This is a genomic window from Planctopirus sp. SH287 (assembly GCF_056500625.1).
In genome coordinates this window covers 783,071-809,891 of sequence record NZ_CM151403.1, presented here as the reverse complement: position 1 = coordinate 809,891, position 26,821 = coordinate 783,071, and the positions used below count along the sequence as shown (strand labels likewise).

The following is a 26,821-nucleotide window of genomic DNA, read 5'->3' as shown; positions in this document are numbered from 1 at the left end:
AGTCTTATCGCTGAAATTTGGCGGAGTTCTCAAGAAGATGCTCAATCGTCGTTCCCGTTGCTGGAGGGCGGTCGCTGAACTCACGCCTTAAATGATCAGAATCAACATAAATTTTGCTATCTGGAACAACCAGTCGCTGGGCTGGTACTCCAGCCATCCATAATCTGAAGCGGTCAAGATAGAGATAGACAACAGGCGTTGTATAGAGGGTCAGCATCTGGCTGAAAATCAGCCCTCCCACGATCGCAATCCCCAGCGGTTGGCGAAGTTCAGCACCATTTCCGGTTCCGACAGCAAGTGGCAAACCTGCGAAGAGAGCCGCCATCGTTGTCATCGTAATAGGCCGGAATCGCATCAGGCAGGCTTCAAAGATCGCCTCCTCTGGTGATTTGCCATGTCGGCGTTCTGCTTCAAGGGCAAAGTCGATCATCATGATCGCGTTTTTCTTGACAATTCCGATCAATAGTAAGATCCCGATCAATGCCATCACATTGAGTTCAAACCCACAGATCATGAGAGCTAACAGTGCCCCCACGCCAGCAGAGGGAAGCGTGGACAAAATCGTTAAGGGATGGATATAGCTTTCGTAGAGAATCCCCAGAACAATATAGACAGACGCCAGGGCCGCCAGGATCAACAAAGGTTGCGTACTGAGCGAAGACTGGAAGGCCTCAGCGGTTCCGGAAAACTTTCCCTGAATATTCTGAGGAATGCCCAGACGAAGGGAGATCTTCTCAATCTCGGGAACTATCTGACTCAGCGACACGCCGGGTGCGAGGTTAAATGAAATTGTCGCCGAGGGAAACTGCCCGGAATGATTGGCAGACAGCGGGGAGTTTGCCGAAGTGATCCGACACAGGTTGCTCAAAGGAATCTGAGCACCGCCCGGCCCTTTGACATAAACATATTTAAGAGAGTCTGGATCTTCAGCAAACTCCTGATCAACCTCCATCACGACGCGGTATTGATTGAGCGATTTATACATCGTCGAGACCTGACGCTGCCCGAAGGCGTCATAGAGAGTATTATCGATCTGCGAAAGTGTAACTCCTAAACGGGCGGCCGTCTGGCGGTCAATTTCCAGTCGGGTTTGCAAACCGCCATTCTGTTGATCCGTATTAATATCAACGATCCCAGAAATTTTTCGCATCTCAGCCAGGAGCTTTGGAGTCCAGGTATTGAGTTCCCCCAAGCTATCACCACGCAAGCTATACTGGAACTGGGCGCTACTAATTCGACCGCCAATACGAAGATCCTGCACCGATTGGAGCATCAGCATCGCCCCTGGAATTTTGGACGTTTTGGCCCGGATACGGCCAATGACCTGATCGGGTGTGCCTCCGCGTTCATGCAAAGGCTTGAGGGTGATAAACATTCGCGCAGAGTTTGTAGCCCCTCCAAAACTTCCGCCAATAGAAGCCTGTACGCCAGCAATGGCAGGATCTTCCTGAATGACTGCCGCAAATTTATCAAGCAAGCCAGTCATGGAGCGAAAAGAAGTATCCTGATCTGCCATCAGGCTCCCCATCAACCTCCCGGTATCCTGCTGTGGGAAAAATCCTTTCGGAATAATCACATAGAGATAAACCGTCAGGCCAACGGTTCCTAATGTCACGAGCATTGTCAGCCACTGATGCCGCAGAACCACGCGTAGAGATGATTCGTACCAGCGGAGTAACCAGTTGAAAACATGCTCGGTTGCCCGATAGAAGCGACTACGCTTCTCTTCTTGATGGGGCTTTAACATGTAAGCGCACATCATGGGTGTTGTTGTCAGTGAGACCACCATCGACACGCCGATCGCAACCGAAAGAACGACAGCAAACTCACGAAACAGACGTCCGACAATCCCCCCCATCAGGAGGATGGGAATAAATACGGCGACCAGCGAAATACTGATCGAGAGGACGGTAAAGCCAATCTCGCGGGCACCCTTGATCGAGGCCTCCATCGGAGACAAGCCTTCTTCAAGATGACGAGAGATGTTTTCAATAACGACAATCGCATCGTCAACCACGAATCCTGTCGCGATAGTCAGCGCCATTAATGACAGATTGTCGAGGCTATAATTCAAGAGATACATCGCCCCGAATGTCCCGACTAGCGAGACAGGAACAGCAACGGAGGGTATCAATGTGGCCCGAAAATCACGAAGAAAAAGAAAGACGACAAGAATGACCAAGCCCACTGAGAGCATTAATGTAAACTGAACGTCCTCCAGCGATGCGCGGATGGTTGACGTGCGATCCATGGTGACTCGAAGATCCATTTCCGCAGGGATCTGGGCATCGAGTTGTGGCAACATGCTGCGAATCTTGTCGACAATCTCGATGATGTTCGCACCCGGTTGCCGGAAGATCAGGAGAGTCACTGACGGGCTGCCATTACTAATTCCATATGACCGGCTATTCTCGACAGAATCTGTCACTTTAGCGACATCCTGAAGTCGTACGGCGGCTCCATTAAGATGACGGATAATCAGTGGCGCATACTCTTTCGCGGTATAGAGCTGATCACTGGCGGCTAACGACCAGCTTCGATTGTCATCACCAATAACCCCTTTAGGACGATTGGCATTGGCATTCGAGAGCGTATTCCGAACGTCTTCCAGGTTCAGTCCCAAATGATTAAGCAACGTGGGATTGACATCCACACGAACCGCAGGGGCTGCGCCACCGCCAATAATGATCTGGCCTACCCCATGAACCTGTGCAAGCTTTTGCTGAAGGATGGTGGCTGCGACATCATACATCTGCGACTGTGTATATATCTCAGAAACAATGCTGATTCCCATGATAGGAGCATCGGCGGGATTAATTTTTCGATATGAAGGATTATTGGGGAGGTTTGTGGGTAACTGTCCCCGAGCCGCATTGATCGCAGCCTGAACATCGCGGGAAGCGGCATTGATGTCCCGATCGAGATCAAACTGCAATGTAATGGATGTCGTTCCCAGAGAGCTTGATGAAGTCATCTCTGTGACACCAGCGATGCGACCGAACTGGCGTTCTAAAGGGGTGGCTACTGCTGATGCCATCGTCTGTGGGCTGGCACCGGGCAGGTTCGCACTCACGGAAATTGTCGGGAACTCAATTTGCGGTAACGGCGAAACTGGCAATAGAGCATAACTGATCGCTCCTGCCAGCATGATCGCTAATGTCAGCAACGTGGTTCCGACTGGGCGAAGGATAAAGGGAGTCGACAGGTTCATACCGTCTCTCCGCTTGGTTGAGGCACATTCAATAAGGGAAGATCAGACGAAAATTCCGGCGAGAGGGTCGTCATTCCGAAATACTCACTGATCCGTTCAAACCACAGGAAGATGACTGGAGTGGTATAGAGTGTCAGCAGCTGGCTAAAAATCAAACCGCCAATAATCGTGATACCTAGCGGACTGCGCAGTTCCGAACCGGAACCGTGTCCCATCGCGAGTGGGACAGCCCCCAACAGAGCGGCCATCGTCGTCATCATGATTGGCCGAAAGCGGAGGAGGCACGCCTCAAAAATCGCTTCTTCGGCAGGCTTTTTATCTGTTCGCTGCGCATCAATGGCGAAATCGATCATCATGATCGCATTCTTCTTGACAATCCCGATCAGGAGAATAATCCCGATCAGGCCAATCACACTCAAATCAATCCCAAACATGAGCATCGCCACCAGCGCCCCGACACCGGCTGAGGGTAATGTCGAAAGAATCGTGATGGGGTGAATATAACTTTCATATAAGACCCCCAGAACAATATAGACCGTCACCAAAGCGGCCAGAATCAATAAAGGAGTGCTTTTAAGGGATGCGGTAAATGCTTCCGCAGTCCCGAGAAATCCACCAATGATCGCTGGTGGCATATCCAGTTCCTCATGCGCTTTATTGATCGCTTCAACAGCAGCGCCCAGCGAGACATGCGGAGCGAGATTAAATGAAACGGTCACAACAGGAAATTGCCCCTGATGATTGATCGTCAGTGGTGCGTTCGACTCCTGAAGAGTTGTAAACGTATTCAGAGGGACAGGCTTGCCATCAGGTGGCTGAATATAGATTTCGCTCAGGTCACGGGGGGAATTCCGAAACTCGGGCTTCACTTCGAGAATGACCCGATACTGATTCAACTCTGTAAACATGATGGAAATCTGGCGCTGACCAAACGCATTATAAAGTGCCTCATCCACCATTAAAGGAGTGATCCCCAGTCGTGAAGCCATATCGCGATCAATCATGACCTTCATCTGCAAGCCGTGATTCAGTTGATCACTCGTCACGTCCCGTAGCTCAGGAAGTTCCTGCAGCTTAGAGACAAATTGAGGAGCCCATTCGTCCAATTCGGCTGAACTCGGACATTCAAGACTGTATTGGTATTGAGTGCGGCTGATTCGCGTTTCAACAGTGAGATCCTGCACCGGCTGCATATAGAGACGAATCCCTGGAATCTCCTCAAGGTGCGTATTCAATCGCCTGATAATCTCAAGGGAGCTTTCGTGCCTCTGTGCAAGAGGCTTGAGATTAATTTGAATCCGGCCACTGTTAACCGTCGTGTTCGTCCCATCAATCCCGATAAAGCTGGAAAGACTTTCAACGGCAGGATCTTCCAGAATCTTCCGGTTGAGTTCCTGTTGACGCTTGGACATCGCATCGAAGGAAATCGTCTGCGGCGCTTCTGAAATCCCGAGAATCACCCCCGTGTCCTGAACCGGGAAAAATCCTTTCGGCACAATGACATAGAGATAAACCGTCGCAATGAGTGTCAAGACGGAGACAACCATGGTCGCGGTCTGGTGCCGCAAGACGATTTTTAGCGTCCAACCGTAAAAAACGATAATCGACTCGAAAATTGCTTCCGACCAGAGATAGAGCCGACCGTGCTTTTTTGGGTCGACGTGTTTAAGCATCTTCGCGCACATCATCGGTGTCAGAGTCAGCGACACAACAGCCGAAACCAGGATCGTCACACTGAGAGTCACCGCAAACTCCCGGAACAATCGCCCCACCACATCGCCCATAAACAACAAGGGAATCAGCACTGCGATGAGCGAAATACTGAGTGACACGATCGTAAAACCAATTTCCGCCGAGCCTTTCAGCGACGCCTCTAATGGCGAGTCACCTTCTTCGATATAGCGAATGATATTCTCAATCATCACAATTGCGTCATCGACGACGAAGCCGGTTGAGATCGTCAACGCCATGAGTGTCAGGTTATTAAGGCTATATCCGAGTAGATACATCACTCCAAAGGTGCCGACCAAAGATAAAGGGACAGCGACGCTGGGAATGATGGTGGCTCTGACATTCCTGAGGAAAATAAAAATCACAAACACGACCAGGCCGATCGTCAACATCAACTCAAATTGAACATCTTCGACAGAGGCGCGAATCGTCTGAGAACGGTCGGTGAGAACCTGAATATCAACAGCGGCTGGCAATGAATCGCGAAGTTGAGGCAGCAACGCTTTAATACTGTCAACCACTTGAATCGTATTCGCCCCTGGCTGGCGCTGGATATTGACAATCACTGCGGGTGTGTCGTTCATCCAGGCGGCTTGTCGAATATTTTCCACGTCGTCGACAATTTCGGCGATATCAAAAAGATGTACCGGAGCACCGTTACGATAAGCGACAATTAATTGTCCGTATTGCTCGCTGGTAAAGATCTGATCATTGGCACCAATGGTAAATGCCTGTCGCAAGCCATCGAAACTTCCTTTCGCCTGATTAACGTTGGCTCCTGCAATAACAGTTCGTACGTCATCAAGACTCAGGCCCAGGTTGGATAATGCCGTGGGGTTGACTTGAATCCGGATTGCAGGCTTTTGCCCACCACTCAGGCTCACCATCCCCACGCCGCTTAGTTGAGAAATTTTTTGTGCCAGCCTGGTATCAGCGAGATCTTCCACCTTGGATAAGGGCAATGTTTTTGATGAGAGTGCCAGCGTCAATACCGGAGCATCCGCCGGATTTGTTTTGGTATAGATGGGGGGGTTTGGCAGATCGTTGGGAAGAAGTGAGGATGCGACGTTAATCGACGACTGAATCTGTTGTGCCGCGATATCGATATCTAGCGCCAGGTCGAACTGCATCGTAATGACTGAGCAGCCTTCGGAACTGGTCGAGGTCATCTGTGTCAGGCCGGGGACTTGCCCGAATTGCCGTTCCAGCGGGGCCGTGACCGAGGAGGCCATGACATCCGCGCCAGCCCCGGGATAAAAGGTTACGACTTGAATCGTTGGGTAATCGACTTGTGGTAGTGCCGAGACAGGTAGCAAACGATAGGCAATAGCCCCTGTCAGCAGAATTGCTGTCATGAACAGGACGGTTGCGACTGGCCGCAGAATAAATAGCCGCGAGATGTTCATAGGGGTCTCAGTTCGGCTTTCGCTTTTTTCGAGCGAGGAGCCACGATCAATACTTTTTGATACCGAAGAGCAAGAGATCTTTATCTTGCTCTTAACAGAATTTTCTCAATAATCAGGGCTTGCAGCTGACTTGAGGCTGGTGCCCTGGCGTGCCTTTGGGCGCTATGGTGGGCTAGCCGGCTTTGTGTGGCGTCCCCGTCTCGACCCCGCTTTTCGCGTGACTATCGCGGGTTGAAACCTGGGCTTTTGGCTGGAGTTTATCGAGTCCTTCGGTCACGACAATCTCGCCGGCATTCAAGCCTTGACTAATAATCGTATCAGAGCCTTCATTCGGGCCGACTTCTACGAGTCGGACATCGACCCGGCTATCTGCGTCGACAACATAGACGTAAGTCCCTTGAGCGCCTCGCTGAACAGCGGATGTCGGGACAGTGATCGCCCCTGGCAATTCATCAATCAGCAACCGGGTATTGACGAACTGATTAGGAAACAGGTAGTCGGCGTCTTCTTCGACAATCGCTTTTAATCGCAGAGTGCCTGTGGCGGGGTCGACCTGATTGTCACTTGCCAGCAGCTTTCCTGTCGCTAACCTGTTCGTCAATTCGCGATCGTAGGCATAGACTGTCAGATCTTTTCCTTCACGAACTCGTTTCTGAATCCTGGGGATTTCGTCCTGTGAAATTGTAAAGACAATCGTGATCGGTCGAACCTGGTTAATAACTGCTAACCCATTGGAATCATTGGCCCGTACGATGTTTCCGATATCGACTAGCCGCAGACCGATCCTACCGGAAACAGGAGCCGTGATCCGACAATAGGCCAGTTGCAGTTCGGCGTTGGCGATCATCGCTTTGTCAGTTTTGATCGTTCCTTCCGTCTGCTGGGCCAACGCCCGCTGTTCCTGAACCTGTTGAATCGGCATGATTTTTTCTTTGAGCAGTTGCTCGTATCGATCCAGGGTATACCTGGCTGAGGCCAGGATCGCTTCATCTCTGGCCAACTGGCCCATCGCCTCGTCGCGTTGCAATTCAAATGGTCGCTTGTCGATCTCTGCGAGCAGGTCTCCTTCTTTGACCATCTGACCTTCGGTAAAAGCGACGTTGATCAGTTCCCCTTCGACCCGGGCACGGACTGTCACGGTTTTGAAGGGGGTCACTGTCCCTAAACCATTCAGGTAGAGATTCATGTCCTGCGCACGCACGACTGCTGTGACGACGGGAACAATGCGAGCTGGTGGCTTGCCTGCTGGTGGCTTTGCTCCCAGCATGGCAGCGGTTTGTGACCACCAATGTTCCTGATAATACCAGCCGGCTCCCGCGATGACGGCGGTGATGACCATGGCCACCATCCAACCACGCCCCGCGGCTGGTTTTGCGGGGAGATCGGCAGATTCACGCCCCAGAGTATCGATGGGCGCTGTATAGGGCTTTTCGCCAGTGCCTCGATCTTCGGCGGGCGAAGTCCGAGGCCGGACGGGAGGAACGGTCGAGGGTGACGTGGTGAGATCAGTGAGCATGGGTCAGAGTCCCGGCGCGGGAAAATCAGGGGCGTCAAATTCTGTGATGTCAAGTCGCAAACGGTCTACGTGCAAAAGGCTTGTGCGTTTCAGGGAAATCTTCTGGGGTTCGATGTGGTGTCATGTCCCGTTGTCGGACTTAACCATCTGCTTAACCCCACTTTTCCGGTTTGACAAAACACGAAAGTTTCATTGCTGTTGACTTCTATACTACGAATATCCAACCCCGTTCCACGAGATGCGATTGACTGCCATTCGGCATATGTGTGCAAAAATTGCGATCTTACCCACGAAATCTCACGGTTTTTCACGTTAAATCTGAAGAGAGCCTGAAGAGGAATGTTGCCGAACATCTCTTGTGCCAAATCCTGCAACATGTGCGTCGTCTCATGATAGAATCGACAGTAGCCCGGCGATTGCTGCTTTTCTGGCCTTTGCAGACGGCATTCAATGACAGAAGACGTTTGGCAGTTTCTGTCGACCGCCTTTTTCAGGGCAGTTTCTCATTTCAAAGGTGTTGCCTCCATGGGCACTTCATGTCCAGATGGTCGTGACGAGATAATCGCTCGGCGAAACCCTCCCATCCCGCTTTTTCGAGTGTTGATCGCAACGCTCATGTTTTTTGTTCTGACAGCCCAACCTGTTGTTGCGCTTGATTCTCTGCGCCCACTTTCGCAGGCACTCCTGAGGATCTGGCAAAGTCATCAAGGGCTTCCTAGAGGGGTGATCTTTGCGATCTGCCAGTCGAGTGAAGGTTATTTATGGTTAGGGACACAGGCGGGGCTTTATCGATTCGATGGCAACCGCTTTGTGCCGTGGGCAAACGCTTCTCTCCCGCTTCCTGCCAACCCGCCATTATGGATTGAAGATCTGTGCGAGGATCAGGCTGGCTATCTCTGGGCGGCCACTAATGGTTCGGGAGTCATTCGGATTCGCGGGGAATCGGCGACGCACTTCGGTACGGCTCAAGGTCTTCCGTCTGATCATGTCCAATGTCTCCTTGCCGACCGCCAGGGGGATGTCTGGATTGGGACGCAACGTGGCCTGGCACGGATTCATGAGGGACGTGTTCTAGCCGATAAAATCGGATTGGAAACTCAATCGATCCAGGCATTGGCCATCTCACCAGACGGGAAAATGTGGATTGCGACTGAAGGCCCGCAATTGTATTGCTGGGATGGCTCCGCTCTCGTGACGATCAAACATTCGCTGACTCCACGAACCGCCATTCAAAGCCTCTGCTTTACGAATGATGGTGTGCTCTGGGTAGGAACATCTGAGGGGTTGCTGTCTCAAAAAGGAAAATCCGAGCGTCTGTTCACAACGGCTGATGGCTTGGGTAGCAACCTGATTCATGCACTGGCTCCTGCTGGCTCTGACGATCTGTGGGTGGGGACAAAAGAAGGGTTGTGCCGCATCCAGAAAGGCCAGGTGGAACGATTTCAGACGCGTGAAGGATTGTCGCAGAGCACTGTGCATGCCCTCTGCGAAGACCACGAAGGGAACCTCTGGGTCGGGACGAAAAATGGACTGAATCAGTTCATCGACCGGCGCACCTTGTTTCCTTTCACGACGGCCGAGGGACTTCCAAGTAACGACACAGGCCCGCTGTTGCAGGATTCACAGGGAACCATCTGGGTGGGAACTCTCAGTGCGGGGCTGGCACGTTTTGACGGCCGGCGTTTTCATAGTGTGGCCAGCCAGGCCCATGGACTTCCCAGTGATCGGATTTTGTCATTAACGGAAGGACGTCAACGACAACTCTGGATTGGAACAGATCAGGGACTCTGCCGCTGGAACGGGCAAACGATCGACAAAGTCTGGACGACCGCCGATGGCCTTCCCTCACAGGTTATCACCTGTTCGGCCCATGATCAGAAGGGGCGACTGTGGGTTGGAACGCCCGAAGGACTTGTGGAATTCCAGGATGATAAATTTACACCACCAGAGGGTGCTGCTTCTGGCCTGCCTGTCCGTGCGATGATCAAAGGATTTCACAACGAATTGCTCATTTCCATGGGAACAACTCTCTATCGTCTGGAGGATCGGAGGCTTGTTCCTTTCCCCGAGTCATTGCAATTTTTCACCGAGGTCGATGCCCTGCACTATGACTCTCAGCAGCGTCTCTGGCTATCACTGCAAGGTCGGGGTTTAGGATTGATCGACCATCACCAGCGGTATGAGTTCACAATCAGGGACGGACTCTTCGACGACGATATTTTTGGCATGACCAGTGACGACAAAGGCCAACTGTGGATGGGATGCAGTCGGGGGATGTTCGCCGTCAATAAAGACGAAATCCTTAAGTTCACTCAGGGGAAAATTGAACGGCTGACTTCAACACCTTTCAGCCCCACAGATGCGTTACGCACCATTGAATCCCAAAGTGGCGTGGAACCCTCCATCTGGAAAATGAACGATGGCTGGGTCTGGCTTTCGACAGTCCGGGGAATCCTTGTGGTGGCCCCGGAACCCGTCAGTGCACCGCTTCCTGCGCCCAGGTTGTTGATCGATGGAGTGTTCGTCAATGGGCAGGAGTTCCAGCGCCAGCAACTCCATTCCATTCCCCCTGGTCGCAATAATCTCAGCATCCATTATACGGCACTGAGCTTTGCCTGGCCGACAAGACTGAGCTTTCGATACAAGCTTGAAGGATTTGATCAGGAGTGGGTGGAAGCTGGCTTGCGCCGTGAGGCATTCTATACGAATCTGCCGCCGGGCGATTACCGCTTCCTTGTCCAGGTGACCACGGTCGACGGGTTATCGACGTTGGTGGCCAGTCCGCTGGAATTCACGCTGGCTCCGTACTTTTATCAATCGCGATGGTTCCTGCCGACGCTGGTTGTGGCACTGGCTGCGGGAGTATGGATGGCCTATCAGCTCAGAATTCGCCAGATCAAAATTCGCTGGCAAGCGGTGCTATCAGAACGCAGCCGCATTGCCCGCGAACTGCATGACACCTTGATCCAGGGATTTTCCGGCGTCACGATGCAGTTGCAAGCGGTGGCTGCCCGGTTGCGGCAGTCTTCCGAGTATGAAAACCTCACGGGCATTATTCGCGACGCGGGGCTTAGCCTGAGTGAAGCTCGACGTTCCGTGGCAGGTCTGAGAAACCCGCAACAAGGGGAATCCAGCCTCGCAATCGCGATTGCCGAGGTGGCCCGTCAGCTGACCGATGCGGGCGATGTCCGTTTGCAGTTGAACCTCGCGCCGATCATGGCTGCACTCTCTCCTGACACGGAATACCAGGTGGTGAGAATCATTCAGGAGGCGATTGCCAATGCCGTCAAACATGCTCAGACCGATCTGGTCATCGTGACGATGGGCATGGTTGAGAAAACCCTGAAAGTCTCCGTTCGCGACAATGGCTCCGGCTTCGATGTTCCTGCTCACTTGAAATATCCGCAACCGGGGCATTATGGACTCATTGGGATGCGTGAGCGAGCGGCTCAGATTCATGCCACGATCACCTGGAGCAGCGAACCCCATCAGGGAACAACCGTCACTTTGATCAAACCCTTCGTGACCGTCTCATCCATGAGAGAGCGACCAGATCTGGTCGCCGGCACATCCCGCTAACAGTCAGGTGTCATGTTGCACCTGTTGACTCAAGGAGTGACAAACTGAGAACGCCTGACAAAACCGGTTGTGCCTGTTGAAAAAAGTCGAATGCTTCGCCCATTCCCGCGGCATCAGAGGTTTTGTGAGAGCTTATTAAAAAGCGAAACTGAACCGATAGATAACCCCGATAACGGAGCATATAGCAACAGAGAATATGGCAGCGGAGAACATGGCAACATATCGCCCCGAGATAAATATGCAGTGAAATGGCTTTCAGACTCTGCTAACAGAGAGAACATGACCACAGACCCAACGACAGCACCGATTCGCATTCTCTGCGTGGACGACCATCCGCTCGTTCGTAAAGGGATCATTGCGATTCTTGCCAATGAAGCCGACATTGAACTGGTCGCAGAAGGTTCGACCGGACAAGAGGCGATTGATCTCTATCGGCAGCACCAACCCGACGTGACATTAATGGATTTGCGCATGTCGGAAATGGATGGCATTGCAGCCACGCGCGAGATCCGCAAAGAATTTCCCAACGCGCGGATCATCGCCTTAACGAGCTACGACGGCGACCATGATATTCTCCGCGCGTTGGAAGCGGGCGTGCGAGGTTACCTGCTCAAGGAAGTCGTCCACACCGAGATCCTTAGCGCCATCCGTATCGTTCATGCGGGAAAGAAGCTGATGTCCGACGATGTCTCCGACCGGATGAATACCTATTTTCCTTTACCTCAACTCACTCCGCGTGAGGTTGAAGTGCTGGAACTTGTCGCTCAGGGATTAGCGAACAAAGAGATTGCCGCCCGTTTGGGAACCGCAGCGGGGACAGTGAAAATTCAGGTACAAAACATTCTGGCAAAGCTGAACGCTTCCGACCGTACGCATGCTGTCACCATTGCTATTCAACGGCAGATCATTCAACTGGGCTGATGCTCCGGTTGTTGAATCAGTTGAATCAAAAGCCAAGGCAACCCATGGTCATGTTTGCGAATCATGGGGTTGACAAAGGGATTTTCCTCAATCTCAGCGCGTTCCCTACGACCGATAACGAACTGAGAGTCATGGCGATGCTGGCCCAGACAGGCGAGATCATCAAGCCCATCACTGGATAAAGGAGACCGGCAGCCACAGGCACACTGGCCACGTTATAAACAAAGGCCAGTACCAGATTTTGCCGAATGTTCTGCATGGTGATTCGACTGAGGCGACGGGCACGAACCACAGCACGCAAATCTCCCTGCACCAGCGTGATGCCGGCGCTCTCCATGGCCACATCCGTTCCAGCTCCCATCGCGATACCGACTTGAGCCTGTGCCAGAGCGGGAGCGTCGTTGACTCCATCACCCGCCATTGCCACCACATGTCCCTGAGATTGAAGCTGCCTGACAAAATCAAGCTTCTGTTCAGGCAAAACTTCGGCCACCACTTCATCAATCCCCAGCGTCTTTGCCACGGCTTGTGCCGTCCGGTCGTTATCTCCTGTCAGCATGATGATCCGTAAACCCTCGGCGTGCAGTTGACGGATGGCTTCGGGAGTGCTGGGTTTGATTTGATCCGCCACGCCTAAAAAGCCAATGAGTGTTTGTCCCTTAGCGAGATACATCACGGTCTGACCAACATCGCGCAGTTCTTCGGCCGCACTCTCCACACTTGTCAGGTCGACCTTCCAATCGGCCATTAAACGGGCATTCCCCAAAGCAACGGGTTGGCCATCCACAATCCCCGTGACCCCCTTGCCTGTTACGGACTGAAAATTATGGACTGAAAGCGATTCAAGTCCTTCCGCTCCCTTCATAATAGCCATTGCCAACGGATGCTCACTTCCCCGTTCCAGCGCAGCGGCCAGTTGCAGCACCTGTTTTTCCGACTGATTACCCAAGGCCTGGCCATCGAACGACCGCGTGGTCACGAGATGTGGCTTTCCTTCGGTTAATGTCCCGGTCTTATCGACCACGAGCGTATCCGCTCGATGAAGCGTCTCGAGGGCTGCGGCATCCTTGATCAGTACCCCCTGCTCGGCTCCGCGTCCGACTCCCACCATGATTGACATCGGCGTTGCTAACCCCAGAGCACAGGGACAGGCAATGATCAGTACAGAAACCGAATTGACCAGCGCATAAGCCAATCGCGGTTCGATCCCCCAAATGCTCCAGACAACGAATGTCAGTATGGCGATCAGCACCACAGTGGGCACAAAGTAACGCGAGACCTGATCCACCACGCGTTCAATAGGAGCACGACTGCGTTGGGCTTCCCCCACAAGCCGGACGATCTGGGCAATCAGGGTGTCACTCCCCACTTTCTCGGCACGCACAATTAGCCCACCGGCTCCATTCACCGTACCTGCAACGACCGTGTCCCCCTGGGTCTTATCGACGGGAAGTGACTCACCGGTCATCATCGATTCATCAACAGTACTCTGGCCTTCGACAACCAGACCGTCGACAGGGATTTTCTCGCCGGGACGAATGCGCAGCAGATCTTCCCGCTGAATCTGTTCTAAAGGAATCTCTTCTTCGGACTGATCGGGACGAACACGCCGGGCGACTTTGGGAGTGAGACCCAGCAATCGCCTGATGGCGCCACTTGTCTGGCTCCGGGCCTTGATCTCAAGCAACTGCCCCAGCAGGATCAGGATCGTGACGACCACCGCGGTATCGAAATAGGTCATGACGGCCCCCTCAGCCGTCCGAAATCCCGCGGGAAAGAGATTGGGGGCCAGCGTGGCCACAGCGCTATATAAATAAGACGAGCCAACCCCCAGCGCGATCAAAGTAAACATATTCACACTGGCTTGTCTTAACGACATCCACGCGCGTTCAAAAAAAGGCCAGCCGCACCAGAAGACAATTGGTGTCGCCAGCAGGAACTGCCCCCAGTTCACCAGGTTCATCCAGTCATGCAAGGGATGACTGGGCAGCATGTCTGCCATCGCGGTGAAGAAGACGGGGAAGCCAAGAATCAGCCCGATCACGAATCGACGCCGCATGTCGATGAATTCAGGATTGGGGCCGTCATCGGCAGTCACGATCATCGGTTCGAGTGCCATCCCACACCTGGGACACGGCCCCGGCCGATCACTGCTCACATCGGGATCCATCGGGCAAATATATTTGGTTCCCGCCGGTGGTGTGACAGTCTCTTGCGGCTTCTTTTCGGGATTCAGATAGCGATCAGGGTCGGCGACAAACTTCTTAACACAATGCCCACAGCAGAAAAAATAGGTCGTTCCCTGATGGAGATGCGACAATGTCCCCGGCGTCGCAGCGACCGTCATCCCGCAGACCGGATCAATCGCCGTTGGCCCAAGATGTTCTGGTTCGTCAGTTAATTGGGGAAGTTCATACTTCATGTGGCTTATCCGGCATTTCAGTTCTTCATCCTGTCAGGCCATTCCTCTGCGAATCCGTTAGTCAGAAAATCGATGACCGGCTTCAGGCTGGAGGAATATCACAACAGGATGACCTTCGTTTCAATGTTCTGATATAGATGAGAGCAGAGACTATTCAAGCATACCTCTTGTGAAGCCCCCCTCTTGCAAAGGGGATCACACGAAACCACGTTTTTGATCACCTTGAGGATGCTCATCATGTGAACAAAAGGATCTCTCGCCATGCCAACAGGCCATATACAGATCCTGTCGCACCATTTCAGAGGGTGTTCGGAAGGACTCTTCAATCGCAAAATTGGTGCGGCCCCTCGCGGTTGCCTCTGATCAACTGTAACATCAGCAGAACTCATCGCTGTTTACTGATGAGTGCGATTTTCCCTCCGATTTGTCCCACCACGAATTCCTGCGGGAGACCTTCCCATGCGTTCCCACTTCTTCTTACGGGAAAATGCCTGGCCATTCTCTCCAGTCAGACCTTTTTTTCTATTGGCTCTGGTGATCTCGACAATCCCAGCTTTAGCCAATGAGCCGACCGCCCCACAGACGCTGACACAATTGAATGACGCAGTATCAGCCGCACAGTCTCGCTGGAATGAAATGACCGTTCATCGTGCGGAACTGGAGAACCAGCTTCTGGCGGCACAAAACCTTGTGCGGCGGGCTGATAAACCTCTGGATGACGTCCGCGATCAAATTGGCGAATTGAAAAAGGAAATCGACGCCAGCAATAAAGAGATTCAAGCGATTGTCGCAGCCTTCTCCAAAGAGAAATCGGAAGGTGACAGCCTCCCTCCGGCCAAGTATCCCTCTGAAAAAGAAGCTGAATTCCGCAAGAAACTGGCAACAGCTCTGGAAGCTCAGCAGCCGCTGATGGCTCAACTCAAGACAGCCGAGGATGCGATCACCCCCTTGCGGCAAGCGGCCGACCAAGCCCGCCAACTGGTGGAAGAAGCCCGTATCAAAGAGGAATCACAGCGGTTTCTTTACAAGCAGGCTGCGACTCGAAAAATGAAATATGTACAGGCTGAGGAAGATCAACTGATTGCCTCCGGGAAACGGCTCACCTTCGCCCGTCATATTGCGCCGCTGCTGGTTGAGCATTGCCATGCGTGCCATAACAGCCGGGTTGCGGGGGGAAACCTTAATGTCGAAACATGGGCCAGCCTGCAACGAGGTGGCGACTCGGGGCCGGCCCTTGTCGATCGCACGCCAGACGAATCTCCGCTGTTTACCGAATGCCAGAACGAATCGATGCCCAAGGATGAGCCGCCGCTCACAACAGTCCAATTGCAGCTTCTTCGTCACTGGATTGAACAGGGATCTCCCTTGGGTGTCGGTGTGGATGAGAAGACTTCAATTGTCACGCTCACGTCACTGGCAGCGTTCCCTGCGGCCCCAGCCAAGTATCCACGTCCTCTTGCAGTCACTGCTATCGCGGCTGATGACGCGCGCGGTCAATTGTTGACTTCCGGCTATCGGGAAGTGTTGGGATGGAATGACAGCGGAGCACCAACTCAACTGAAAGCCAGATTCAGTGGAGCAGGTGAACGAGTTCATGCCATTGATCTGGCACCACATCTTCCGTTATTTGCTGTGGCTTCGGGACAGCCTGGTCATACCGGCTTGATCAGCTTGTTTGAATGGGATCCCTCAAAGAAAAACAGCGATCCCACTCCTCTGGAAATTACGGCCGATGAAGCGTTCGCCGTTCGATTTTCTCCCGATGGGCAGCAGTTGGCTGCGGGAGGAGCTGACCGGGTGATCCGCTGGTACGATGTGGCCTCGCGACTGGAATATCGCACGTCAGAAGATCATTCCGACTGGATTACCTCACTGAACTGGACGCCTGGTGGTCAATACCTGCTCTCAAGCAGTCGTGACAAAACGGTGAAAGTGACCGAGACCCGAACGGGCAATATCTCACTGACATTCACTGGCCACACAGCCCCTGTGCTGGAGGCATTGGCGTTATCCAACACACAAGCCGCCAGTATTGGGACGGAACCCCGGCTGCTGATCTGGAATCTGTCGGATGGCAAAGTGGTGGAGCGAATCAAACTGGCGGCAGACCCCACCCGACTGGCTCATCGCCCTGCCCGAAAAGAGCCTGCCATGGAAGAATGCCTGGCTTTGAGCCTGGCCAATCGGACAATTGCGATCTATGCCAACGGGGAAAAACAGAAAACACTGTTCAAAACACTGCGTCTGGCGTCAGTTGCCACGTCATTGGCATTCGAGCCAACGACTGGCGATCTACTGGCTGGGCTTCAGAACGGAAAAGTGGTGCGGTTCACCGCTGCCTCACTCAAGGAAAAATCTCCAGAAGCGGTGAAAAAGTCAGAACCATCCCCTTCACCGGACAAACAGGCAGCCAACGATGGCCGCAGCGAATGGCTGGCGCAGCCCCGGTAAAAATTGGTTGTTCATCAGACCCTCACCCCGGCCCTCTCCCGCGAGCGGGAGGGAGTTTTCCAGACAGGCTCTTGTACAAATCGCAACTTGAAATGGCGCGTTGATGATCTCAAAAACATGCTTGCTCAAAGCCGCCGCAAGCATGGCACACAGATCGCTATTTCAAATTGGAATGCGTATTAAAGTTTATCCACATCGGGTGGCAGGTGAGGCTCCAGCATCGTGGGACGCATCTGCTCGGCTTCCTGCACTTCTTCAGCCACTCGGGCATACAGCGCCGCCTGACTGCGAAACGGTTCAGTTCCCGACGCGATGGGCGGGCGGACATAGCGGCCATCCGGCAATAATTTCTTCGCTTTGGCCGTATCCTGGAAGTGTGTCCTTAACAGGCTGATCATTCGTGATTTCGTGGCTGAGGAACTGACGGGTACCAATAATTCCACTCGCCGATCCAGATTGCGCGGCATCCAATCAGCACTGGAAATGAAGACCAGTTCATCCCCGCCATGATGGAAGTGCAAAATACGGCTGTGTTCCAGAAAACGATCCACAATACTGGTGACGGTGATGTTTTCGCTCAGACCTTCAATGCCCGGCCTCAAGCAGCATATCCCGCGAATATTGAGTCGAATTTTTACGCCGGCCTGTGATGCCTGGTACAAAGCTTCAATCATCTGCGTATCGACCAGCGCATTGAGCTTGGCATGAATCATGGCTCTCTGACCATGTTTTTTGCGGTCGATCTCGGCATCGATCAATTCCAGCAGGCGTTCCCGCAATCCCAGAGGGGCGGCTTCTAACCGCCGGAACCTTTGCGGCTGACTGTACCCGGTGACCGCATTGAACAACGCGGTCGCATCGGCCCCCAGGTCTTCGTCACACGTAAACAGGCTGGTGTCGACATAAAGGCGTGATGTGATTTCGTTGTAGTTTCCTGTCCCAAAGTGCATGTACCGCTGAATTCCCTGAGGTTCGCGGCGCACGACCAGGCAAATTTTCGCGTGTGTTTTCAGGCCTTTGACGCCATAAATCACCTGGACATCAGCACGCTCCAGATCGCGTGCCCACTCGATATTGCGCGCTTCGTCAAAGCGGGCTTTGAGTTCCAGAACGGCAGTCACATACTTCCCATTCTGAGCAGCCCGTTTTAATGCCGACACAATGGGGCTGTTTCGGCTCGTGCGATAGAGCGTCTGTTTGATCGCCAGAACATCGGGATCAACAGCCGCTTCTTCAATGAACCGGACAACGGGGTCGAAACTTTCATAGGGGTGGTAAAGAAGAATATCTCCCCTGGCAATTTCATGAAACATGCTCTGGGTCGCATCGACCCTGGGCGAATTTTTGGGAGGCCAAGGCTTATCGCGATGTGCGTCGAAGCCCTGTGTTTCATAGATCCTCATCATCACGGTGAGATCGAGCGGGCCATCCAGCCGATAGACATCCTGTTCGGAAACCTCAGTCACTCCCATGAGGAATTCCAGCATTTCGCTGGAAGCCGAAGTCGTTAATTCCAGCCTGACACAATCGCCTTCCCGCCGGGCGTCGAGTGCCTCGACCATCTCTCTCAACAAATCGCTCGCGGCATCCTCACGCAATTCCATATCGGCATTGCGAGTAATCCGGAAAGGGATGCACTCAACAACATCTTCCCCGACAAAGAAACTCCCGACAAATTGTTCCAGCACATTTTCCAGCAGCGTATAGCTGTATCCCGCATCATGAGGCAACGTGATAATGCGTTCTCGTCCACGGCCAAAGGGAATAACAGCGAACTTTGATGTGCCTGGTTCGTCGCCTTGAAGACGGACACACACATTCATGGTCTGATTGACCAGTTGAGGAAACTCATCCTTTGACGGAACGCGGATGGGTGTGAGAATGGGATAGATCTTTTGATCAAAGACCTGCCGGATGACTTTATGCTGCCGGTCAGTCAGTTCAGCCCCACTGAGCCGTCGCAGTTGACTTGCCTGCAAGGTGGGTTCAATCACTTCCAGCAGGCACTGGTATTGATCACGCACCATCTGATGAGTTCGCGCACTGACCGCTTCCAATTGTTCAGACGGTGTCATGCCAGCGGGATCGCGCGAGGGATTCTGCTGCCTTCTGAGCATCTGCAGACTGCCGACGCGTACCATGAAAAATTCATCGAGATTCGATGCGGTAATGGCGAGAAACTTCAGTCGTTCCAACAACGGAATGGTTGGATCCAGCGCCTCGTCCAGAACGCGCTGGTTGAATTCCAGCCAGCTTAATTCCCGATTAAAAAAACGGCTGTCGGCCGGTAATTGCGGCAACATCGAATTCTGTTCCGTATTGCCCGCCACTGAATTTCCAACCACAGGATTCGCAGCCGATGTCATGGCTATTTTTTCTTTGCTCACGGCCCAGATCCTTCTCAACGCCCGAATTCACTGACCCACGTCTTCATATTCACAAGCAACAATTCACCTACATCAACTCGCGACTGTCATTCTGGATGACCTGCTGTCTGACTTGCCGGCTAATGTCTCAGCTTGCGCAAAAGTACCGACATTCCGTATGTCTCTTCAAACAGAGAACCCGTCTGCTTGAGTGCCAGTTGCTCCAAAGCCAGATCTTCGACCTGAGGAAGACTGATGACCAGACGGGAACCTTCCCTGGCAAACCAAAGCTCGTGCAGGCGCTGGCTGTGCGAAGCATCCAGAGCATCTGCCAACCGCAATAACGCGGCCATCTTGACGACGGCAATTCGCTGGTCACGATCCAACTGGGTAAACCCGATATGGGCCGGCTTGGGAGACGTCTTTCGATGGTAACGGGCCGTCAGTCCGATCAGCATCACATCTGTCCGACTCAACCCAAACAGCTCACTATTGAGGATGAGGTACATCGAATGCTTGTGATAGCCACTGGGGCCAACATAGAGACCAATCTCATGCAGGAGAGCCGCTATTGTCAGCAGAAGCTCAAATCGCGGTTCCAGATGATGTTCTTCCCGTAACCCCTGGAACAGAATTTTACAGAGCTTGGCGACGTGGCGAGCGTGGGCTTCGGCAAAATCGAACTTGCGGCCCAGTTCAACGGCAGAACGAACAACCTGATTACGGAAGTCTTCGTTCAGCGCTCCCCGGGCCGCCATTTCGGTCAGCATGCCGTCCCGAAGATTGATATTCGCCACATGAATTTCGTCGAGATGAAAAGCCTTGGCCATCTGCACATAAGCCAGCAGAGCCGGCCCCAGCGTCGCAGCGTCAGGGAACGAAATGTGATACCGATGGACAATCTTGTCTTCATTCAGATCAAGAATCGCGTTTGTCAGTTGCTCCAGTTCATGCACTTTGAGACGCACCATACCATCATTGCTGACTTCGCCAGCCAGCTGGTGAGCGGCAAAACGCATATCACCACCCAGAGCCACCAGATGCTTGATTTCGGCTTTATTAATGTGCTGAACGACCTGTTCAATCACACGCCGCATCTGGGTTTCCATAATATGGCGCACTGTCGTGCGTGAAGTCTGGTAGGCTTCGATGGTCTCGCGCAGGCGGAGTGATCCCAAACGATAAGTCTGCGAAAATTGCACATCGCACTTCTGCAGAACCAGCACTTCGGTACTGCCTCCTCCCACTTCAACGACCATCGTTCCCCATTCCGAGAACTGAGGGTCACTTTTCAAAAGGGGCTGAGTACCGAGGTAGGTAATCCGGCTGACTTCAGCTTCGTCGATGACTTCGATCTGGAAGCCGGTCGCTGTGTAGATGCGGTCTTGAAACGCGAGTTTGTTTATCGACTCGCGAACGGCACTCGTGGCCACGACGCGGATCTGATCAGGGCGTGTCAATTCATATTCTGCCAGAACTCGCTTATAGCTCCTGAGAACACGTACGCATTCTTCAATTGTCCCCTTATCGATTACGCCTTTGGAAAAGACGTCCCGGCCCAAACTGACAGCCTGCGCCAGGGTACTCAGCAGGTGTACGCGGCCGCTCTCATGCAGCTCTGCAATGGCCATGCGAATTGACGTGGCCCCGATATCAATGACCGCGACAGGTCGAACCTGGGCAACGGGGCGGTGACCTGCTCCCGCGTCGGCAATATCCAGACCTCGTAGCCCTGTCGACATCGTCCTTGCTCCAACCGGGTTCTCTTGTAAAAACTGACGACGGCAAAACCTGGCGACAAGAAAGATGCCTTCAGAAATTCCGGGGGACATCTTCCTGTTAATTCAAACTCAAAAACACTTCCAGTAGCGATCCTTGCGGAAAACGCCAAGAATGGTGAATCCATTTCCGGCCAGAATTATGTCGGAATATCAGCTTTCTCCTCCACAAGCTGACGAATCCACGCGGCTGCTCCTAACGCACCAGCGTCATCGCCCAGCTTGGCGATTTTCACTTCACTGACACCGACATAAGCTGGCATCACATGTTTTGCCAGGGCCGCCTCAACCTGTTCAACAAACAGCTTTGGCAACGCCTCGACCAGTCCGCCCCCCAGGACAATGATATCCGGCAGCAGGAGATTCACCGTTCCGGCGATGGCTACCCCCAGATAATGGGCGCCATCTTTGACAATCTTTTCCACGATGGCGTCACCCGCTTTGATCGCTTCGGCCAGTGTCCCACTGCGGATATTCGCCAAATCCGTCCCCGCAACACGCATCAACTGCGGGGCTTGTCCACGGTAGGCCGCCTTGGCGATCTCTGCTGACATGGAAAGCCGACTGGCAACCGTTTCAAGGCATCCCTGACGACCACAACCGCACATGGCTCCATTGGGAACAACAGGAATATGGCCTAATTCCAGACAGGAAGATTTTCTGCCCCGAAAAATGCGGCCCTCATAGACCAGCCCTGCCCCAATACCAGTTCCCGGAAAGACTCCCAAGGTTGTTCGAGCGCCAATGGCCGCTCCCAGACGGGCTTCAGCAAACACACCGGCATCGACATCATTGAGAATTGTCGCAGGACAGCCAAATCGCTTTTCCAGTTGTTCCTTAAGAGCCACATTTTTCCAACCGAGGTTGGGAGCTTCAATGATGACACCTTTGTCCAGATCGAGTGGCCCTGGACAACCGACGCCAATTCCACGTAACTGAGTCACAGGAACATCCAGTTCTGTCAGCAGCTTTTCGATGCTGTTGCAGATCCTTTCAACGCCGGCTTCTGCTCCTTCGTGCCCGCGAGTCTTCTTCCGCCGATGCCCCACCGCCTGAAGTTTTCGATCATACAGACCTGCGTGCATCTTGGTGCCACCCAGATCGAAACCCAGCCAGTATCCGTCATTCTGCGAAGCGGCGATCATGCGTGGGTTCCTGAGAAGCAGTTTCGACAAGGTGTTCTGTATGACATCAGCGTTCGCAAAAAAGGACGAGAACAAACTGACGCTCTCGCCCTTCTTTGCGTTGACTGAAAAGATTACGAATTCTTCCGATTCGCAATCGCTTTCTGGAGTGCGACTCCCATTTCACCGGGGCTGCGGGCCACCACCACGCCAGCCGCTTCCAAAGCAGCCATCTTCTCTTCGGCTGTCCCTGCGCCACCGGAAATGATCGCGCCGGCATGGCCCATTCGCTTCCCTTCGGGAGCCGTCTGGCCAGCAATAAAGGCCGCGACCGGCTTGGTCACATGGGCCTTGATGTACTCGGCGGCCTTGATTTCGGCGTTACCACCGATTTCACCAATCATCATGATAGCTTCGGTGCCGGGATCGTTCTGGAAGAGTTCCAGCAGGTCGATGTAAGGCGTCCCGATGATGGGATCCCCACCGATGCCAACGGCTGTCGATTGTCCCAACCCCAGATTTCCTAACTGCCAGGTCGCTTCGTAGGTCAGCGTTCCGCTCTTGCTGATCAGTCCCACGGTGCCAGCCTTGTGGATATAGCCAGGCATGATGCCGATCTTGGCAATGCCTGGAGTAATCACGCCGGGACAGTTCGGGCCGATCAGGCGGCTCTTGGGATAATGAGCCAGAGCCTTCTTCACGCGGGCCATATCCAGAACTGGAATCCCTTCGGTGATGCAGACGATCAGTTCGATCCCGGCATCAGCGGCTTCTAGAATGGAGTCCGCGGCAAACGGAGGTGGCACGAAAATCAGCGAGCAGTTCGCCCCTGTCTTAGCACGGGCTTCTGCGACTGTGTTGAAGACGGGGAAGTCATCAACTGTGGTGCCCCCTTTGCCGGGAGTCACACCACCCACGAATACCTCTTCACCGGGGCGATGCTCTTTGGCATAAGCCCGGCATTGCTGGCTATGAAACAGACCCGCCTTACCAGTGATCCCCTGGCAAATAATCTTGGTGTTCTTATCAACAAGAATCGACATTTCCGGAATTCTTTCTATGGCAATAATGCGTGATAAAAGCGAAGGAGGGAGTCTGAAGTCCGCAGTTCTGAGAGTCCGCAGAGACATTCAACATTAACTTATTGAATTGACGCGACAGCTTTCTTGGCAGCGTCGGTCAGATCCAGACCCGTGGTGATTTTTTTGCCACTTTCCGCCAGCATCTTACGGGCGAGTTCCACATTGGTGCCTTCAAGTCGCACCACCAGCGGAACCTGAATTCCAATCTTGTCGTAGGCTGTCAGCAGTGCCGTCACGATAGTGTCGCACTTCATGATGCCGCCGAAAATGTTGACCAGCACGCCCTTGACGCTCTTGTCAGCCAGAATAATACGGAAGGCTTCTGTTACCTGATCAACATTGGCACCACCACCCACGTCGAGGAAGTTGGCAGGCTCACCGCCATGCAGCTTGATCAAGTCCATGGTCGACATGGCCAGACCAGCACCATTGACGAGACAGCCAAGGTTCCCATCGAGCTTCACGTAGCTCAGACCCCATTTCTGGGCTTCGATTTCCGAAGGTTCTTCTTCGGCCAGATCGCGGTAGGCCAGCACGTTCTGATGACGGAACAGAGCATTGTCATCGAAAGTGACCTTGGCATCGAGAGCCAGCAGATCCCCTTCTTCGGTCACAACCAGCGGATTGATTTCCGCCATGCTGCAATCATTGTCGAGAAAGAACTTCGACAACTGACGGAAGAACTTTTCCGCGTTCTTGAGAGCAGGCCCTTCGAGTCCCAGTGCGAACGCCAACTTGCGCGCCTGGTAGGATTCCAGTCCATAAACAGGATCAAAGGCTTCGGTCAGAATTTTTTCGGGATGATGAGCGGCCACCTCTTCAATATCCATCCCCCCTTCCGAGGAGACGATCAAAACGGGGCCGGCGACTTCGCGATCAACGACACAAGCGGCATAAAGTTCGCGAGCGATTTTCAGACCCTGCTCAACCAGCAGCGTCTGAACTTTCTTGCCTTCTTCACCCGTCTGAATGGTGACGAGAGTGTTCCCCAGCATGCGTTTGGCGTTGGCAGCCGCATCATCGGCGGACTTCACCAGCACCACACCCGGCTGAGCGGACTCTTCTTTGAAACGGCCTTTGCCTCGGCCGCCGGCATGGATCTGTGACTTCACCACAACCACCGGGGTGCCGAGCTGACCGAAGGCAGCGCTGGCCTCTTCGGGACTCTTGGCAATAATTCCTTTGGGAACTGCCACGCCAGCTTGAGCGAGAAGTTCTTTTGCCTGAAACTCGTGAATCTTCATTCGTTCTTCCGTTTGTTCGGAGGGAACCCGCTCCGGAAAAAACCGGCAACAGGCCGACGACCAGGTGATGTGAATGGGTTGGACTATTCAGTCCTTGCAGCGCGTGAGATGATATCCTGCGCACACGAACGCTTCCAACAGACTCCCCCGAATTAGCAATTTTCTTTGAGATGAGACGTAATTTTGTCTTCGTGTCATAATCGTCATGTTCGTCAGCGTTTTGCCTGACAGGTCTCTTTGGTGCCTGGAACCTTCACCTTTCCGTCAGAATCCATGACTGAATTCCACAAAATCACGCAAAGTCTCGGTCGTTTTCCAAATCAGCCGGTTGAAGAGCGATTTTCCAAGGGCGTCGAACTTGCCTGCTGGATCGAGGCCACGAGCCGGAAGCCGGGAAATGTTCACCCTTATGCTCACTTCGTCGACTTGACTCACAAAGATTTCACACAGGCCGGAACCTTACTCAGTCAATTTTGTGAAGCCACAGTTAAGCCGCGAACCAGTCAAATCACTGAAAATGGCCTTTCATTGAGTCAATGGGCGCGACCTGACGCCAGACTCGGCCACTGGATCGAGAACGCGGTACGACAAACACAAGGCGATGCGTCATCCAATGTCAACCTGGGAATTATTTTGCTGTTCGGGCCACTGGTGTTGTCGTGGCAGCCCGGGATTTCTTTGGAGAGGTGGAAGAATGCGACCAATCGACTGATCGAATGCACGACCGTGGACGATGCGGCGGCTATGTATCGCGGGATCGTTGCTTCAAAACCTGGGGGCATGGGGCAATCGAGCGAGCAGGATTTATCGTCATGCCCGACCGTCACGCTCTTGCAGACCATGAAACTTGCTCAAGACCGCGATCAAATTGCAGCCTGTTACGTGGAAGGCTTTGCCTCACTCTTTGATGTATGGCTCCCTTGCCTGAAAAAATGGATCGATACAGCAAAGTCTCATCAGGCAAAGTCTCATCAGGCAAAGTCTCACGAGGAAACAGAACACAGACTTCCCGGCGAAGTGGCATCATTCTGGTGGGAACTGGCCACAATCGGCCTACAAATGGAAATGCTGGCCAGGCACGGCGATTCTCTCATCACACGAAAAAACGGCCTGCTCGTGAGTCAGCAGGCGCAAGGATTCGCACAGAGTATTTTGAATGCCCAATGGCCTCACACTTTAGTCAGTTGGAACCTTCTTCACGAATTCGACGCCTGGCTCAGAACTGACGGCCACCAACGAAACCCCGGAACAACGGCTGACTTAATAGCAACCACCTGGTTCATCGGCCTACTGAGTTAGCCTTACTAACCATCAACTATCAACCACCAAGAAACACACACCATGCCTGAATTCCGCGTTCGTGTTACTAAAGACCATCTCGTTTTCAGTGCCGCTCACTTCATTACCTTTAATGGCAATATTTGTGAGCGACTCCACGGACACAACTGGCGGGTGGCGGTAGAAGTCGCAGGGCCACTTGATGAAAATAGCTACGTCTTCGATTTTATCGCACTCCGGGATGCGGCTCAAAAGCTTGTTAATGAACTCGACCATCAAGTGCTGCTCCCGCTGAACCACCCGACAATCAAGGTGAAAGTTGACGGCAAGGAGGTCGAAGCCACGTTTGAAGATCGCCGGTGGGTTTTTCCGTTAGAAGACTGTGCGCTCCTGCCGATTGCCAATACGACGGCAGAACTTCTTGCAGATCACTTCGCCCGCAATCTGAGCGAAATCATCCGCGCCTGGCCGGGCCAGCAAGTCAAATTCGTTCAGGCGGAAGTTGAAGAAAACTTTGGCCAATGGGGCATCTGCAAACTGGAGATTTAAGTCCAGACTAAGAAAACGCTATTTGCATCTGTTGTGCCACAAATCGACCTCATAAAGAAACTACAATCGTTAAACTGATTGACTCGGTATTGAATAGGTATTTTTTGTAACCGTTTTCCTCAAGAACGTCCTTTTAATGAGCGACCATCTGTCTTGTGTCTTT

The 26,821-nt window shown here is 53.0% G+C and carries 14 protein-coding genes; 5 read left to right on the top strand and 9 right to left on the bottom strand.

From position 1 onward, the window contains the following. Nucleotides 1-4: 4 nt before the first annotated feature. From SH287x_RS03000 to SH287x_RS02990, 3 genes are all read right to left on the bottom strand, one after another. Entirely contained in the window at nt 5-3,211 is a 3,207-nt protein-coding gene (locus SH287x_RS03000; protein ID WP_479516963.1) for a multidrug efflux RND transporter permease subunit, read from the bottom strand. Continuing rightward, nucleotides 3,208-6,348 (bottom strand): multidrug efflux RND transporter permease subunit, encoded by a 3,141-nt coding sequence (locus SH287x_RS02995; RefSeq protein WP_479516962.1) that lies wholly within the window; start codon nt 6,346-6,348, stop codon nt 3,208-3,210. Before SH287x_RS02995 ends, SH287x_RS03000 begins: the two co-directional genes overlap by 4 nt. 172 nt (nt 6,349-6,520) lie before the next feature. Beyond that, nucleotides 6,521-7,864 carry an MdtA/MuxA family multidrug efflux RND transporter periplasmic adaptor subunit gene (locus SH287x_RS02990; protein ID WP_479516961.1) on the bottom strand — a complete coding sequence of 448 codons (1,344 nt, stop codon included), beginning with the start codon at nt 7,862-7,864 and terminating at the stop codon, nt 6,521-6,523. A gap of 615 nt (nt 7,865-8,479) precedes the next feature. On the opposite strand from SH287x_RS02990, the gene SH287x_RS02985 reads away from it, so the two are divergent. Continuing rightward, entirely contained in the window at nt 8,480-11,443 is a 2,964-nt protein-coding gene (locus SH287x_RS02985; protein ID WP_479516960.1) for a sensor histidine kinase, read from the top strand. 279 nt (nt 11,444-11,722) lie between these two features. Continuing rightward, nucleotides 11,723-12,364 carry a response regulator gene (locus SH287x_RS02980; RefSeq protein WP_479516959.1) on the top strand — a complete coding sequence of 214 codons (642 nt, stop codon included), beginning with the start codon at nt 11,723-11,725 and terminating at the stop codon, nt 12,362-12,364. 61 nt (nt 12,365-12,425) lie between these two features. On the opposite strand, the gene SH287x_RS02975 is transcribed toward SH287x_RS02980, so the two are convergent. Next, nucleotides 12,426-14,786, bottom strand: a complete 2,361-nt coding sequence (locus SH287x_RS02975) for a heavy metal translocating P-type ATPase (RefSeq protein ID WP_479516958.1) — start codon at nt 14,784-14,786, stop codon at nt 12,426-12,428. A 459-nt stretch (nt 14,787-15,245) separates the two neighbouring features. Here SH287x_RS02975 and SH287x_RS02970 point away from each other — a divergent pair, with 459 nt between their 5' ends. After that, nucleotides 15,246-17,237: a c-type cytochrome domain-containing protein gene (locus tag SH287x_RS02970; RefSeq protein ID WP_479516957.1), complete on the top strand. Its 1,992-nt coding sequence runs from the start codon at nt 15,246-15,248 to the stop codon at nt 17,235-17,237. A 179-nt stretch (nt 17,238-17,416) separates the two neighbouring features. Here the strand turns inward: SH287x_RS02970 and ppk1 are convergent, their stop codons facing one another. From ppk1 to sucC, 5 genes are all read right to left on the bottom strand, one after another. Then, entirely contained in the window at nt 17,417-19,603 is a 2,187-nt protein-coding gene (gene ppk1 / locus SH287x_RS02965; RefSeq protein ID WP_479516956.1) for a polyphosphate kinase 1, read from the bottom strand. A gap of 140 nt (nt 19,604-19,743) precedes the next feature. Further along, nucleotides 19,744-21,345 carry a Ppx/GppA phosphatase family protein gene (locus tag SH287x_RS02960; RefSeq protein WP_479516955.1) on the bottom strand — a complete coding sequence of 534 codons (1,602 nt, stop codon included), beginning with the start codon at nt 21,343-21,345 and terminating at the stop codon, nt 19,744-19,746. A 176-nt stretch (nt 21,346-21,521) separates the two neighbouring features. Beyond that, on the bottom strand, nt 21,522-22,526 hold the full coding sequence (locus SH287x_RS02955) for an ROK family protein (protein WP_479516954.1): 1,005 nt from the start codon (nt 22,524-22,526) through the stop codon (nt 21,522-21,524). Nucleotides 22,527-22,639: 113 nt separating this feature from the next. Continuing rightward, complete coding sequence (gene sucD, locus SH287x_RS02950; protein ID WP_479516953.1) at nt 22,640-23,548, bottom strand: succinate--CoA ligase subunit alpha; 909 nt, start codon at nt 23,546-23,548, stop codon at nt 22,640-22,642. Between the two features lie 98 nt (nt 23,549-23,646). Then, nucleotides 23,647-24,831, bottom strand: coding sequence for an ADP-forming succinate--CoA ligase subunit beta (sucC, locus tag SH287x_RS02945; protein WP_479516952.1), 1,185 nt, complete (start codon nt 24,829-24,831; stop codon nt 23,647-23,649). Between the two features lie 273 nt (nt 24,832-25,104). Here sucC and SH287x_RS02940 point away from each other — a divergent pair, with 273 nt between their 5' ends. Further along, the gene (locus tag SH287x_RS02940) at nt 25,105-26,130 is read left to right on the top strand and encodes a triphosphoribosyl-dephospho-CoA synthase (protein ID WP_479516951.1); all 1,026 of its coding nucleotides are present in this window, start codon (nt 25,105-25,107) and stop codon (nt 26,128-26,130) included. 42 nt (nt 26,131-26,172) lie between these two features. Further along, complete coding sequence (locus SH287x_RS02935) at nt 26,173-26,658, top strand: 6-pyruvoyl trahydropterin synthase family protein (protein WP_479516950.1); 486 nt, start codon at nt 26,173-26,175, stop codon at nt 26,656-26,658. Nucleotides 26,659-26,821 lie beyond the last annotated feature (163 nt).

Excerpts from the sequence above, each read along its gene's own strand:
- SH287x_RS03000 (WP_479516963.1), bottom strand. The coding sequence starts at position 3,211 with ATGAACCTGTCGACTCCCTTTATCCTTCGCCCAGTCGGAACCACGTTG.
- SH287x_RS02995 (WP_479516962.1), bottom strand. The coding sequence starts at position 6,348 with ATGAACATCTCGCGGCTATTTATTCTGCGGCCAGTCGCAACCGTCCTG.
- SH287x_RS02990 (WP_479516961.1), bottom strand. The coding sequence starts at position 7,864 with ATGCTCACTGATCTCACCACGTCACCCTCGACCGTTCCTCCCGTCCGG.
- SH287x_RS02985 (WP_479516960.1), top strand. The coding sequence starts at position 8,480 with ATGTTTTTTGTTCTGACAGCCCAACCTGTTGTTGCGCTTGATTCTCTG.
- SH287x_RS02980 (WP_479516959.1), top strand. The coding sequence starts at position 11,723 with ATGACCACAGACCCAACGACAGCACCGATTCGCATTCTCTGCGTGGAC.
- SH287x_RS02975 (WP_479516958.1), bottom strand. The coding sequence starts at position 14,786 with ATGAAGTATGAACTTCCCCAATTAACTGACGAACCAGAACATCTTGGG.
- SH287x_RS02970 (WP_479516957.1), top strand. The coding sequence starts at position 15,246 with ATGCGTTCCCACTTCTTCTTACGGGAAAATGCCTGGCCATTCTCTCCA.
- ppk1 (WP_479516956.1), bottom strand. The coding sequence starts at position 19,603 with ATGACATCGGCTGCGAATCCTGTGGTTGGAAATTCAGTGGCGGGCAAT.
- SH287x_RS02960 (WP_479516955.1), bottom strand. The coding sequence starts at position 21,345 with ATGTCGACAGGGCTACGAGGTCTGGATATTGCCGACGCGGGAGCAGGT.
- SH287x_RS02955 (WP_479516954.1), bottom strand. The coding sequence starts at position 22,526 with ATGATCGCCGCTTCGCAGAATGACGGATACTGGCTGGGTTTCGATCTG.
- sucD (WP_479516953.1), bottom strand. The coding sequence starts at position 23,548 with ATGTCGATTCTTGTTGATAAGAACACCAAGATTATTTGCCAGGGGATC.
- sucC (WP_479516952.1), bottom strand. The coding sequence starts at position 24,831 with ATGAAGATTCACGAGTTTCAGGCAAAAGAACTTCTCGCTCAAGCTGGC.
- SH287x_RS02940 (WP_479516951.1), top strand. The coding sequence starts at position 25,105 with ATGACTGAATTCCACAAAATCACGCAAAGTCTCGGTCGTTTTCCAAAT.
- SH287x_RS02935 (WP_479516950.1), top strand. The coding sequence starts at position 26,173 with ATGCCTGAATTCCGCGTTCGTGTTACTAAAGACCATCTCGTTTTCAGT.